This window comes from Brevibacterium sediminis (genome assembly GCF_013623905.1).
GTDB classification, from domain to species: Bacteria; Actinomycetota; Actinomycetes; order Actinomycetales; family Brevibacteriaceae; genus Brevibacterium; species Brevibacterium sediminis.
This window is the reverse complement of the sequence record NZ_JABKDD010000005.1, coordinates 116,115-129,576: the sequence shown is the minus strand read 5'-3', so window position 1 is coordinate 129,576 and position 13,462 is coordinate 116,115. Positions and strand designations below refer to the sequence as shown.

At 65.7% G+C, this 13,462-nt stretch carries 10 protein-coding genes; 2 read left to right on the top strand and 8 right to left on the bottom strand.

Features of this window, described 5'->3' with window-relative positions; all coding sequences use genetic code 11:
* Nucleotides 1-39: 39 nt before the first annotated feature.
* The 7 genes from HK108_RS09485 to HK108_RS09455 all read right to left on the bottom strand — a co-directional run bounded on the left by HK108_RS09485 (nucleotide 40) and on the right by HK108_RS09455 (nucleotide 9,568).
* Entirely contained in the window at nucleotides 40-984 is a 945-nt protein-coding gene (locus HK108_RS09485; protein ID WP_181271322.1) for a phosphoglycerate dehydrogenase, read from the bottom strand.
* Complete coding sequence (locus HK108_RS09480) at nucleotides 984-2,417, bottom strand: Nramp family divalent metal transporter (RefSeq protein WP_181271321.1); 1,434 nt, start codon at nucleotides 2,415-2,417, stop codon at nucleotides 984-986. Before HK108_RS09480 ends, HK108_RS09485 begins: the two co-directional genes overlap by 1 nt.
* Nucleotides 2,418-2,861: 444 nt before the next feature.
* On the bottom strand, nucleotides 2,862-4,292 hold the full coding sequence (locus HK108_RS09475) for a purine-cytosine permease family protein (protein WP_181271320.1): 1,431 nt from the start codon (nucleotides 4,290-4,292) through the stop codon (nucleotides 2,862-2,864).
* A gap of 241 nt (nucleotides 4,293-4,533) precedes the next feature.
* Nucleotides 4,534-5,673: an acyl-CoA dehydrogenase family protein gene (locus tag HK108_RS09470; protein ID WP_181271319.1), complete on the bottom strand. Its 1,140-nt coding sequence runs from the start codon at nucleotides 5,671-5,673 to the stop codon at nucleotides 4,534-4,536.
* Nucleotides 5,674-5,814: 141 nt separating this feature from the next.
* Entirely contained in the window at nucleotides 5,815-6,957 is a 1,143-nt protein-coding gene (locus HK108_RS09465; protein ID WP_181271318.1) for a CaiB/BaiF CoA transferase family protein, read from the bottom strand.
* A 218-nt stretch (nucleotides 6,958-7,175) separates the two neighbouring features.
* The gene (locus HK108_RS09460; RefSeq protein WP_039211455.1) at nucleotides 7,176-8,399 is read right to left on the bottom strand and encodes an acetyl-CoA C-acetyltransferase; all 1,224 of its coding nucleotides are present in this window, start codon (nucleotides 8,397-8,399) and stop codon (nucleotides 7,176-7,178) included.
* Nucleotides 8,400-8,674: 275 nt separating this feature from the next.
* The gene (locus tag HK108_RS09455; RefSeq protein WP_181271317.1) at nucleotides 8,675-9,568 is read right to left on the bottom strand and encodes a LysR family transcriptional regulator; all 894 of its coding nucleotides are present in this window, start codon (nucleotides 9,566-9,568) and stop codon (nucleotides 8,675-8,677) included.
* A 110-nt stretch (nucleotides 9,569-9,678) separates the two neighbouring features.
* On the opposite strand from HK108_RS09455, the gene HK108_RS09450 reads away from it, so the two are divergent.
* Nucleotides 9,679-10,623: a CoA transferase subunit A gene (locus tag HK108_RS09450; protein WP_181271316.1), complete on the top strand. Its 945-nt coding sequence runs from the start codon at nucleotides 9,679-9,681 to the stop codon at nucleotides 10,621-10,623.
* On the top strand, nucleotides 10,620-11,402 hold the full coding sequence (locus tag HK108_RS09445; RefSeq protein WP_229664049.1) for a CoA-transferase subunit beta: 783 nt from the start codon (nucleotides 10,620-10,622) through the stop codon (nucleotides 11,400-11,402). Before HK108_RS09450 ends, HK108_RS09445 begins: the two co-directional genes overlap by 4 nt.
* A 199-nt stretch (nucleotides 11,403-11,601) precedes the next feature.
* Here the strand turns inward: HK108_RS09445 and HK108_RS09440 are convergent, their stop codons facing one another.
* A complete protein-coding gene (locus HK108_RS09440) occupies nucleotides 11,602-13,095 on the bottom strand; it encodes an MFS transporter (protein ID WP_181271315.1) in 1,494 nt (497 codons plus the stop codon).
* Nucleotides 13,096-13,462 lie beyond the last annotated feature (367 nt).

Genomic DNA, 13,462 nt, shown 5'->3' with positions numbered 1-13,462 from the left:
CGAGCCGGCAGAGGGGAACTGAGCTGATCGACGTATCGGTCAGGCGACGGGGAAGCGGGGCTCTTCGCCCTGCAGCACCCGGACGACGTCTTCGACGGCCCAGGTTCCCATGTTCGCGTTCGCAATATCCGAGTAGGCGCCGATGTGCGGGGTGGCGATGAGATTCGGCGCGGAGAGCAGCGGATCGTCCGCCGCCGGCGGTTCCTTGGCGAAGGCGTCCAGGGCGGCGAATGACAGCCGCCCGGACTCAAGAGCCGTGGCCAGAGCTGCCTCGTCGACGAGCCCGCCACGGGCCGCGTTGATGAGCCCGGCACCCTTGGGCATCGTGGCGAGAAGCTCGGCATCGAGCAGCGGCTCGTCGCCACCGGGCAGGTGGAGGGTGAGGAAATCGGACCCTGCGACCACCTCGGCGAGGTTCTGGGGCTCGGCCCCCGCCTCGGCGATGGCCTCATCGGGGACGTACGGATCGTATGCGGCGATGCTCAGGCCGAATCCTGCGGCACGCTTCGCGACCTCCCGCCCGATGCGGCCGAAGCCGAGGATGCCGAGGCGTTTGCCGCTCAGCTGCGAACCGAAGAATACGCCCCACTCGCCGGTGCGCAGCGAATCCTCGGCGGCGCGAATCCGGCGGGCGCCCATAATGAGGAGCCCGAGCGTGAGGTCGGCGACGGACTCGGCATTCGCTCCGGGAGTGTTGACGACCCTGACTCCGGCGGCAGCGGCGGCGTCCAGGTCGATGTTGTCGACTCCGGCTCCGTGCTTCGCGACGACCTTGAGGTCGGGACAGGCGGCGAGCACCTCGGCGTTGATCCGATCGAGACCGACGAGGACCGCCTCGGCGCCGGAGATCGTCTCGATGAGGTCTTGCCCGGATTTGGGATGATTCTCGGTCCGGTAGTCGAGGTCGAGGCCGAGCTCGTCTGCGCGAGCGCGAGGGGTATTCGACTGCTTGCCGAAAGACGGGGTGAGGACGGTGAGGCGCATCAGGCTCCGATCTCGATTCCGAAGGTCTCGAACACGGTGTAGATGCCCAGCAGGCCGATCGCCAGGGAGGCGAAGACGAGCATCACCGTGAAGAAGTGGTTGGACTTGAACTCGGCCGGCACCTCTCGGGAGCGAAGGTACCAGACGGCGATGACGACGGCGACGAGGAAGACGCCGCTGGCCACACCGCCGATCTGGACCATGATCACCGGGGACTGGATGATGAGGTAGCTCAGTGCCCAGATCATCGGGAAGACCACGGTGAGCACACGGATGATGCGGCCACGGGTGAGGGTGTTCTCCCATTCGAAGACGCCGAGGATGGACACCGTGTTCGTCCACAGCCGGGGCACGCTCGCGGTCGAGGCGATGAAGGTCGAGAAGAGGACGGCGAAGGCGCCGATGAGGAAGATCCAGTGTCCGGCTTCACCCATCGTCGAGGAGTACATCGACGACAGCGTGGTGATCATGTCGTTGCCCTCGGGCACGAGGTTCTGCGGGTGGAGGATGGCTGCGCCGATGACGTAGAAGGACATCGTGCACACGGTCGAGACGATCCAGGAGACGAGCACGTCCGTGCGCATCACCGAGATCCAGCCGCGGGCGCGGCGGGCGCGTTCCGCGGTGCCGTCGTTCGGACCGGTGTAGCGGGCGTAGCCCTTTTCGAGGCACCAGTAGGTGTATGTCGTCATCTCGTCGGCGCCGACGCCGGTGATGCCGAACATCGCGACCGCGAAGCCCAGGGTGCCGGCGGGAATGGCGAAGGTCAGTCCGCTCATGACGTCCGCCGAGGTGTAGGCGAAGTCGGTGAAGGGCAGCGATACTGCGAGTCCGACGGTGGAGACGGTAAAGATGATGACCGCGCCGACGGAGAACTTCTCGACGATGCTGTACCTGTTCGTCACGAGCAGGGCGATGACGACCGCAAGCGAGACGACCGTCCAGAAGACGAGAGACGGAGTCGAGAGCGGCTCGCCGAAGACGGGCAGCATGATGCTCAGTGCAGCGACGGCACCGCCGATGATGCCGCCGCGCTGGAGGACCTTCGCGAAGTCCATGAGGATCCACAGCAGGTTGATCCACCCGGCACGCCCGATGAGGCGGGGACCGACGTGGCCGTAGCCTTCGAGCGCGGGCTTGCCGGAGAGGATGGTCCACTGCGCGAGCTCGAGCTGGACCCAAACCTTGACCGCGGTGGAGATGATGACGAGCCAGAGGAGGACGAATCCGGCTTTGGCCCCGAGCGCCGTGGTGGTGATGAGTTCGCCGGAGCCGATGACGGCGGCCGAGATGACAAGACCGGGACCGAGGTACTTGAGCTTGCCCGCAAAGGTCGTGGGCGGTTCGAGCACGTCCTTGGGGTCGAGATGGTAGGGGTCGACGGCGGCGTCGGCGCCTGCGCGGTCGTCCCGGTCGATGTTCTGCGCGGTCATACTCGGCTTCCTTGCACGAAGGTGGATCTGTCCGTTGTTCGTGCCGGTGCCTCGGAGCGAATCGAAGGACGACGGCCCGGTCGGCACGGCTCATGCAAGTGTGCCATCGAATGCGTGATTTGCGCAACAATAGTGCATGAACTGCGCAGGAGGGGTGGGTTTGACGATGATCGATTGCTCGTTGTGAGCGTGAAGTGGCGATCTGATTGGGGAGAGCTTTCGGCGACTGATCTGCCGCGCTGCGGGAACCGTTGATGTCCCCTGCGGGTGGATCCACCCTGATTTTCATGCAGGTTTCGAGGTGGATCCACCCACAGGGGACACGACGACGGCCGCCGGTCGGCAGCGAAGCACGTTGCCGGCCGACGGCCGTTGGAGGAGCGGAACCACCCCGCCGAGGTCAGCTGCCCGGGATGGGCAGTGCCGCCTCGGTGAGGGTGGGGCTCATTTGCGCTCGAGTTCCTCGAGGCTGGGGTAGATCGTCTCCTTCGGGGCGACTCCGTGGTTGCGGATGAGCACGAAGTAGAGGACGAAGGTGACGACGATGCCCACGAGCCACGAGATGTCCGCGCCGCCGAGTTTGGCGACCAGCGGTCCGGTGTAGAAGGACTGAGCGAGGAACGGGATCTGGATGACGACGCCGATGCCGTACGCGAGAAGCGCGCGCCAGTTCCAGTTGCCGTAGCGACCATGACGGTCGTAGAAGGCTGGGATGTCGAAGCGGTCCTTCGAGATGAGGTAGTAGTCGGTGAGGTTGATGACGCTCCAGGGCGTGAACACCATGAGCAGCGCGAGCACGAAGTTCTTGAAGTTCGCGAGGAAGTCCGCCGAGGCCAGCAGCGCCACAAGCACGGTGAGGGTGACGATGCCGATGACGAAGACCGCGCGGGTCCAGCGGCGGATCGTCGCCTTGTTGCCGAAGGAGGTGAGGATCGTCAGCGTGCACATGAACGCACCGTAGGCGTTGAGCGTGTTGACGGTGAGCTTGCCCAGCAGGATGACGATGAAGATGAGGAGCGCGAAGACGCCACCGCCGACGATGTCACCGACGTAGGCGACCTGGTTCTCGACGAACTCATTGCCGGACTCCGTCATGGCGGCGGCCCCGATGAGCGCGCCGAGGGTCATCGACCACTGCGAACCGATGACCGATCCGCCGAAGGTGAACCAGAAGGTCTTCGACGACGGTGTCGACCGCGGCAGGTACCGCGAATAGTCGGCGACGTAGGGGCCGTAGGTCAGCTGCCAGCCCACGGACAGGGCGATCGCGGAGAGGAAGGCGGGGAAGGCGAACGACGAACCCGAGATCAGTCCGGGGACATCGACCTGCGTGAGCACGCAGTAGGTGATGAAGAGGAAGCCGAGCAGGCCCGTCACCGAGGAGATCCGCCCGAGCACATGGATGTACTTGTATCCCAGCAGGGCCACCAGGGCGGTGAGTGCGCCGAAGATGACGATGCCGATCCACGGAGTCTGCACGCCGATGATGAGGTTGACGGCCTGGCCGGACAGGACCGCTCCGGTCGAGGCGAAGCCGATGTACATGAGCACGACGAGCACGAGCGGGATGATCGCACCGATGATGCCGAACTGGGCACGCGAGGAGATCATCTGCGGCAGACCCAGCTGCGGACCCTGCGCCGAGTGCAGCGCCATGACGATTCCGCCGATGATGTTGCCGATGAGCAGGCCGATGATGGCCCACAGCGCGTCGGCACCGAAGACGACGGCCAGAGCCCCGTCGACGATCGCGGTGATCTGAGTGTTGGCGCCGAACCACAGAGTGAACTGGGAACGTGGCGTTCCGTGACGCTCGGCGTCAGGCACCATCTCGATGGACCGCTTCTCGATCCCCGAATTGGTCGTACTAGCCATGATTGTCTCCTTTGAACTGATGGACCTGGTTCAGTGTGGCACCACTGCACAACACCCGACGAGGTCCGGATCACACTTTCTGTCCGAAATATCGGAAAATCTCGCCGAGGTGGCCCGGAACGTCCGGACATCGGAGCGGGGGTCCGAGGAGCGACCGACTCGCCCTCAGATACCGTGCCGATCGTAGACTCCGACACGTTTCGGTGCTGTTTCGCGCCCGGTCTCCCGGCCGCACCGGCCGCTATTTCGACAGAGAGCGCGCGATGATCGTGCGCTGGATCTCCGACGAGCCTTCGTAGATGCGGTAGATTCGGGCATCTCGAACGTAGCGTTCGAGCGGAAAGTCCCGGGTGAAGCCGTAGCCGCCGTGGATCTGCAGGGCTTCATCGGCGATGTACGCGGCCGCCTCGGAGGCGGCGAGCTTTGCCGTGGCCGAAGACCGGGTGAAATCGACCCCCGAATCGCGCTGTTCGGCGGCGTCCATCGTCAGCAGCCACGCCGACCGGTACTTCGTGTACATGTCCGCGAGCTTGAACGCGATGCCCTGCAGGCGGCCCAGCGGTTTCCCGCTGATCTTGCGCTCGCCCGCCCAATCCACGGCGGCGTCGAGAGCGGCCTTGCCGATTCCCAGGCTCATCGCCGCGACCTCGATGCGACCACGGTCGAGCACGCGCATCGCCGTGGTGAAGCCCTCGCCTGCGTTCCCGAGGAGGGCATCCTCGGGGACGACCGTGTCGATGACGAATTCGAAGACCGGGCTGCCGCGCAGGCCCATCGTCTTCTCCGGGGGATTGAAATCCAGCCCCGCCGAGGCGGCCGCGGTGTCGACGATGAATGCGCTGATGCCCTTGTGGGCGGCATCGACGTCGGTCTTCGCATAGACGATGATGAAGTCCGCGAAGCCGGCGTTGGTGATGAAGCACTTCGTGCCCTTGAGATGCCAACCACCGTCGACCCGTGTGGCCTTCGTCGACATCTCCGCCGGGTTCGAACCGGCACCCGGCTCGGTGAGCCCGAAAGCGCCGATGACCTCGCCGGCAGCGGCACGTGGCAGCCACGCTTCGCGTTGGGCATCGGTGCCGCCGAGGAGGATCGAGTCGGTGGCGAGGAACTGCGCGGTGACGATCGACGCGGTCGATGCGCACGCCTCGGTGATGGCGGCGACCATCTGGCTCATCGCCACCGAACCGACGCCGGGCCCGCCGAATTCCTCGGGCAGGTTGAGCCCCATGACCCCCACCTCGGCGAGGGTCTTCAGGGTTTCGTCGGAGACGCGTTCGTTCGCGTCGGCGGCCGCGGCCTGTGGGACGAGGACGTCCTTGCCGATCGAGACGACGGCGTCGACGAGTTCCTGTTCATCGGCGGTGATGTCGAAGGCCATAAGAGTGCTCCTTTGCAATGGGGATCGGTTCGATGGAATTGGACGGGGTCCCGACCAGGAGGATCGGGGAATCCTGACTGAGAGGCCAGGGGATTCGTGCGGAGTGCGCCGCCTCGGCGAGGTTGAGGCCAGCCGGTCAGGTCAGAGTGCGTCGGTGGGTGCGGCGAAGTCGGCGTTGTGTTCGCCGAGGCGGGGCGCCGGAAGCGCGGACGCCGGGCGGGTGCCGTCGACAAGGAGCGGGTGGCCGAGGAAGGCGTGCCCGGATCGGGGATCGGTGGCAGTGAGATCGCGATCGGAGCCGATGGGGCCGGTGACCGCCTCGGCGAAATCGAGGACGGGGGAGTTCGGGATTCCGGCGGCATCGAAGATCTCGCACAGCTCGGTCACGGTGCGCCCGGTGGTGAATTCTTCGATCTCGATGCGCAGCGCGTCGTCGTTGTCCGACCGATGAGCGTCGGTGGCGAAGCGCGGATCGGTGGCCAGCTCCGGCTTGCCGAGGGTCTGGGCAAGGGTACCGAAGAGCCGGTCGTTGGCCACGGCGATGACGAGGAGTCCGTCGGCGGCGCGATAGGTGTCGAACGGTGCCGAGACGGGGTGGCGGTTGCCGACCCGGGTGGGGGCGGATCCAGCGGAGTGGAGGGAGGCGTTCGTCGGCTGCATGGCGAGCATGACGTCGAGCATCGGAATGTCGATATGGGCACCTTCGCCGGTCCTCTGGCGGTGGAAGAGCGCCGAGGAGATGCCGAAGGCGGCGAAGACTCCGGCGGAGACGTCGGCGATGGATTCGCCGACTCGGGTGGGGGAGCCGTCGGGGAAGCCGGTCGAGGCCATGAGGCCGCTCAGGGCCTGGATGACCGTGTCGTAGGCGGGGCGTTCGGCTTGGGTGCCGTGCTGTCCGAAGCCGGAGATCGACGCGTAGACGATATCGGGTTTGACGGCCTTGAGGTCCTCATAGGACAGGCCGAGCTTCGCGGCGACGCCGGGCCGGAAGTTCTCGACGACGACATCGCAGCTCGCGATGAGATCGAGCAGTCGAGCGTGGTCTTCCGGGTCCTTGAGATCGGCCTCGATCGAGCGCTTTCCGCGGTTGAGTCCGGTGAAGTAAGTCGACCCGGAATCTGTGAAGGGTCCGAGATGTCGGGAATCGTCCCCGTGGCCGGGCATCTCGATCTTGATGACCTCGGCGCCCTGATCGGCGAGCATCGCCGTGGCGTAGGGACCGGCGAGGACTCGGGAGAAATCGGCGACCCGAACCCCGGTCAGCAGCTGCTTCGTTGCGTTCATGTTCCTCATCCTCGGCGCTGACCTGGGCGAAGACAACGGGGTCTCCGCGGATTTCGTCCGAGGTGCCGGACTGGATCGAGCGCTGACGGGCGGTCCGTCCCTGGGGTGGCTTGAGTCGGCGTGAAGGGCCGCCCGCGACAGACGCGGACGGCCCTTCACTCGGCCTGCGGTGAGCTGCTGGCTCCTCGAGTCGATCAGCCTCAGGCGAGGCCGTCCTGTCAGGCCACGCGTTCGAAGACGGCTGCCATGCCCTGACCGCCGCCGATGCACATGGTCTCGAGGCCGTAGCGCGATTCGCGGCGATCCATCTCGCGCAGCAGGGTGGCGAGGATGCGCCCACCGGTGGCGCCGACCGGGTGGCCGAGTGAGATGCCCGAGCCGTTGACGTTGAGACGCTCGGCGAAGTCGGATTCGGACAGCTTCCATTCGGTCGTGCAGGCGAGCACCTGCGCCGCGAATGCCTCGTTGAGTTCGATGAGGTCGATATCGCCGAGTTCGAGACCCGCCTGCTGCAGTGCCTTCGCAGTCGCGGGGACCGGGCCGATGCCCATCGTCTTCGGCGGCACTCCGGCCACCGCCCAGCTGCGCATGCGGGCGAAGACCCGCAGACCGAGCTCGGCGGCCTTGGCTGCGGTGGTGACGATGCACAGCGCGGCACCATCGTTCTGGCCCGAGGCATTGCCGGCGGTCACCGTGGCCTCATCGTCGGACTTCCCGAGCATCGGCTTGAGCTTCGCGAGCTTCTCGACCGTCGATCCGGGACGGATGTGCTCGTCGGTCGTGATGACCTGTTCGGGGGTCTTCCTGGTGGCCGGCAGCGTGATCGGCACGATCTCGTCGGCGAACTTCCCTTCTTCCGTCGCCGAGGCGGCCCGACGATGCGATTCAACGGCGTAGGCGTCCTGGTCCTCCCGCGAGATCTTGTACTCCCGACGCAGGTTCTCCGCGGTTTCGATCATTCCTCCGGGCACCGGGTAATCGTTGCCGCCGGCGGTGAGGCGGCCGCGGACGAGACCGTCCTTGAGTTCGATGTTGCCGCCCTTGACGCCCCACCGGATCTCCTCGTTGAAGAACGGTGCGCGGCTCATCGACTCGACGCCGCCGGCAACGACGAGGTCGGCGAAACCGGCTGAGATCATCGCGTGGGCGTCGGCGATCGCCTGCAGGCCGGAGCCGCAGCGACGGTCGACCTGGCGGCCGGGAACGGTGATCGGCAGTCCCGCATTGAGGGCGACGACGCGGCCGATCGCCGGAGTCTCCATGTGCGGATAGCAGTTGCCGAGGACGACATCCTCAATGGCCTCGCCCGGCAGGTTGGTCTTCTCCAGCAGAGCTGCGAGGACCTGTCGGCCGAGCTCCTCATGCGGAACGTTCTTGAACTGTCCGCCGAATCCGCCCACGGGGGAGCGGAGAGGTTCGCAGATGACGATGTCTTCGGACACAGAGTCTCCCTTTGGGTTGTGATCGAGCCGTCCTGCTGCGGCGGTGAGGCATCGATCCCTTCGGCATCACTGCCGATGCTGATATCAATACATTCTGATTTATGAACATATCCGAATAGATCACGAGAGACAAGAGGTCATCTCAATGAATGGGCATCCGACGCCCCGATGGCGGATGTGCCGACGGCGGACGCGTGCGCGGTGAACGATGGTGGAGTCGGTCGCGTGGGCGGCGGGTGTGGAGGTTTTCCGAACGGCGGTGAGACCGGCCGAGCTCAGCGGACTGTCGGCAAGACCGCCTCGGCGACATCGAGGACCGTGCTCAGGGCTGCGTCCTGTTGGTCGAGGCGGTATGCGAGGTGAAGCTGGGTAGCTTCGTTCGGGAGATCGAGCGGCACGGCGGTGATCCGCGAGTCGTAGCCGGCGGCGACGGAGTCGAACGTGATCGTCACACCCATTCCGGCGGCCACGAGCGCAGAGATCGACTGCGAATCGGGGGCCTCCTGGACCGTGCGCGGGCTGAACCCGGCATCGAGGCACAGGCGCATGGCGGTCTCGCGCAGGTTCGAATTCGGGCGCGCGGGCAGGAGGACGAAAGGCTCATCGGCGAGCTCTGCGACGTCGATCTTCTTCCGATTCGCCAGGCGATGTGAACTCGGCAAGGCGACACATGGGCGCTCGATCGCCACTGGGCGACCCGCGATGAGCGGAGGCCGCCGACGCCAGCGGACCAGCGCGAGGTCGAGAGTGCCGTCCATGATCCTCTCGAGGCCTTCGTCGGCATAGACCGTCGACTCGAGGTGGAAGGCGATGCCCGGATTGCGTTCGTGCGAGGCTGCCACGAGGGTGGCGGCGAGGTCCCGGGAGGATGGATGCGAGTAGCCGAAGCGCACGCGTCCGACCTCGCCGCTGGAGGAGCGGTGGACGGATTCGATGGCGGCCTGCTGGGTGGCGAGCATGTGTTTGGCCGGTTCGAGCAGAGCCTCACCGGCGGGGGAAAGGCTGACTGAGCGCGTCGTGCGTTGGAACAGTGAGGCGCCGAGTTCGGTCTCCAGGGAGCGGATGGTGCGGCTCAGCGGGGGCTGGGCCATGCCGAGGCGTTCGGCGGCGCGGCCGAAGTGGAGTTCCTCGGCGACGGCGACGAAGGCGCGGATCTGCTGCAGCTCCACTGTGTTCTCCTGTATCAGGCGGTCCGGGCGAATGCCTTAATTATTGCATGAATTGACAATAATCACAGAGATATTTTGCGGATTTCGGTAATTGCTATAGCCTGCGAACCATGCACAGTGACACAGTCGTCAGTCTGCCTGAGGCCATCGAACGCTACGTCGAGGACGGGGCCACGGTGGCGCTCGAGGGGTTCTCCCACCTTATCCCGTTCGCCGCCGGACACGAGATCATCCGACAGGGAATCTCCGGACTCACCTTCTGCCGGCTCACCCCCGATCTGCTCAGCGACATGATGATCGCCGCCGACTGCGTCGATCGCCTTGTCTGCTCCTTCTTCGCCTCCGGTTCGGCCGGCAGCCTCTACGAGGTGCGGCGCCGCATCGAATCGGCCGACCCGCGGCCGCTCGCGGTCGAAGAGTACTCACACCACGCGATGACCCTGCGCTATCACGCCGGAGCCGCTCGCCTGCCGTTTGCTCCGATCGGCTCCTTCGTCGGCTCCGACATCCCCGGCATCAACCCGGACATCCGCTCCGTCGTCGACCCGTATTCGGGCAAGAAGACGTACGTCGTGCCACCCCTCAACCCCGATGTCACGATCATCCACGCCCAGCGCGCCGACCGTAATGGCAACGTCCAGATCTGGGGCATCACCGGCACTCAGCAGGAAGCCGTCTACGCGGCCGACCATGTCATCGTCACCGTCGAGGAGATCGTCGACGACGAGGTCGTCCGCTCCGACCCGAACCGCACTCTCATCCCGGCTCACGCCGTCGACGCGGTGTGCGAAGTGCGAACCGGGGCGCACCCGTCCTATGTGCAGGGCTCCTACGATCGCGACAATGCCTTCTATCGCGAATGGACCGCGATCTCGAAGGACCCCGCCCGGTTGCAGGAGTGGCTCGACGTCCATGTGCGCGGGGCCCGCGACCATGCCGAATACCTGGAATCGATCGGTCACGATCGTCTCCGCGGTCTGCTCGTGGATCCGCGCCCCTCGGGCGTGGTCGATTACGGACGCCGTATGCAACCGAGCGAAGGGAGCCTGAAGTGAGCACCGCCTCGGCGAAGGACTTCACCGAAACCGAACTCATCGTCTGCGCGGCTGCGAAGATGCTCGCCCGCAGCCGCACCGTCTTCGCCGGCGTCGGGCTGCCCACGCTGGCCGTCGACCTCGCCCACCGCACGGTGAATCCGAGCATCCAGCTCATCTACGAATCCGGGGTCGCCGGCGCGCACCCCGAATCGATGGCCGAAGGCATCGCGGACTCCGTCGTCGTCTCCGGGGCCGAGGCGGTCGTCAGCATGCATGCCCTCTTCGGCTACGTCCTCCAAGGAGGGAACGTCGATGTGGGATTCCTCGGTGCAGCGCAGGTGGACCGGTTCGGTTCGCTCAACACCACCGTCATCGGTGACTGGGAATCTCCGAAAGTGCGCCTGCCCGGTTCGGGCGGCGCCGCCGACATCATGGCCAATGCCGGAGAGGTCTTCGTCGTCCTCCGCCGCCATGACCCGGCCGCCTTCCCCGCCGAACTCGACTTCGTCACCTCGGCCTCGCCCGTGCGCGCGGCGGAGCAGCCAGACTTCATCCAACCGCGCGGATTCGGAGTCTCCACCGTCATCACCCCACTGGGGATCCTGCGGCGGCGTGAGCGCCTCGGCGAACTCGAACTCAGCGAGGTCCACCCGGGAGTGACCGTCGAGCAGGTGCAGGAAGCGACCGGCTGGGACCTCGCCGTCGCCGAGGATGTCACGCAGACCCAGGCGCCGACGGCCGAAGAAGTGCGCCTGCTCCGTGACGAGATCGACACGGTCCGCCTCTACCTGCGCTGAGGCGGGTGCGGGCTGACTCCCGCGCAACGGCCCTGTTTACGACGGATAGCACATGTTGCAACTAGTGCTATTGGTCGTAGACAGGGCTGCTGGCGCTTATTTGGCCGAAGAAGTCGGGGACGCAGTTCTGCGACCACACAACTTGATGCGGCCCCAGTCCAATAGGAACTCGGGGCCGCACCGTCGTAAAAGCCGAGGCCTAGGGAGTGACGGGAGCGCGCGCCGGTGCAGGTTCTGAGTCCGCGCCTGTGGCGTCGGCGGCCGGTGCGGAACCGGCGGCCGCTGACACGGAACCGGTCGCGCCAGGCGCGCCCTTCGAGTCGGCGTCGCGCTCGGTCTGCTCGGCGGCGAGGGCTGCGGCGAACTCCGCCTCGTCGGCGGCCTCGGCCTTCGAATTCTCGCTGGCCGTCCAGCCGGTCTTGTTGAGCAGGATGAGCGTGCAGACGAGGGAGACGAGTGCATAGCCGGCGCTGAGGATCGCCACCGGAACGATGGATCCCGAGCTCGTGTACATCCACTGTGCTGCCGCAGCGGTGCCGCCGCCCACGGTCATCGAACACAGCTGGTAGGCCAGCGAGATTCCCGTGTACCGGACCCGCGTGGGGAACGCCCGGGCGATGATGCCGCCGATGCCGGCGTAGAACAGCGAGTGCGGAACGGTCGCAGCGGCCATGGCTGCCAGCGCGATGCCGGGATGGCCCAATTCGATCGCGAAGAACATGAGCGGCATGAGGACGAACTCCGGCAGGATGATCCAGAAGATCGCCTTGCGCATGTCCTTGACCCGGTCGAGGATGATCGCGCCGAAGGGCTGGACGATGAACTGCACCACGAGCGCGAGCGTGACGACGGCGAGGAACGTCGACGAGCTGTACGCCCAAGAGTGAGAGGTGTCCGTGGCCCAGGCCGTGGCGAACGTCGTCTTGAGGTAGGTGACCTGGATGAGCGGCAGCGCACCGGCGCCGAGGAGGATGAGCACCCAGTGCTTCCTGATCGCCTCGAAGGCGGGAACCTTGGCGACGGCGTCCTTCTTCTTCACGACCTTCATGTTCTCCGGCTCTTCGAGCTTGAGGCGGATGACGAGGCCGATGACGATGAGGAAGATCGAGGCGAGGAACGCGATCCTCCAGCCGTAGAGGAGGAACTGCGGGGTCGGCAGGAGCGCGAGGAGGAAGAACATGCCGGAGGAGATGAGATTTCCTGCCGGTGATCCCTGCTGGGCGAAGGCCGAGTAGAGGACTCCCTTGCCCTTCGGGGCGTTCTCGCTGGCGATGAGCACGGATCCGCCCCATTCGCCGCCGACCGCGATGCCCTGCAGGATGCGCAGGCAGGTGAGGATGATCGGAGCGGCGATGCCGATGGTCGCATATCCGGGCAGCAGACCGACGAGGAACGATGCCGCGCCCATCAGCACGAGCGTGACGACGAGGGTCTTCTTCCGGCCGTACTTGTCACCGAAGTGACCGAAGATGATGCCGCCGAGCGGACGAGCGAGGAAGCCCGCCCACAGCGTGACGAAGGAGAGCAGAGTGCCGACGCCGGCAGGCAGGGTGTCGGGGAAGAAGACATGCCCGAAGACCAGCGCCGAGGCGGTTCCGTAGATGTAGAAGTCGTACCACTCGATGGTGGTTCCGATGAATGATGCGATTCCGGCTTTGCGAGCGCGTTTCGCGGTGTTGACCGAATCAGACATGCGATTCCTCTCAGGTGGAGCGTCATTGCGCCGACCGATGCCAGGCGTCTCTGACGTGGCATGGGTGCTCGTTCACCGTAAGTTGCCCTTGTGGGCCGCGCAAACACTTTTTAGTTATACCGTCATAACTTAGAGTGATGCTACAGCCGGATTCCCTTATGTTCTGCGGCTTACCGGGCCGTAGGACGCGAGGAGAGAATTTCTGCTGATACTGGCACAGGTAGTCGAGTAACGGATTGTTGCGCGATGTGTATCAGAGTGCGGCCATGCCCTCTCCGAGGCGGCTGTGCCCACGCGTGAAGCGAAGCGGATGCGCTCGCTCGCCGTTGCGGTGCCGGGCGGGGTGGGGCCGCCCGGTTCCAGCCGG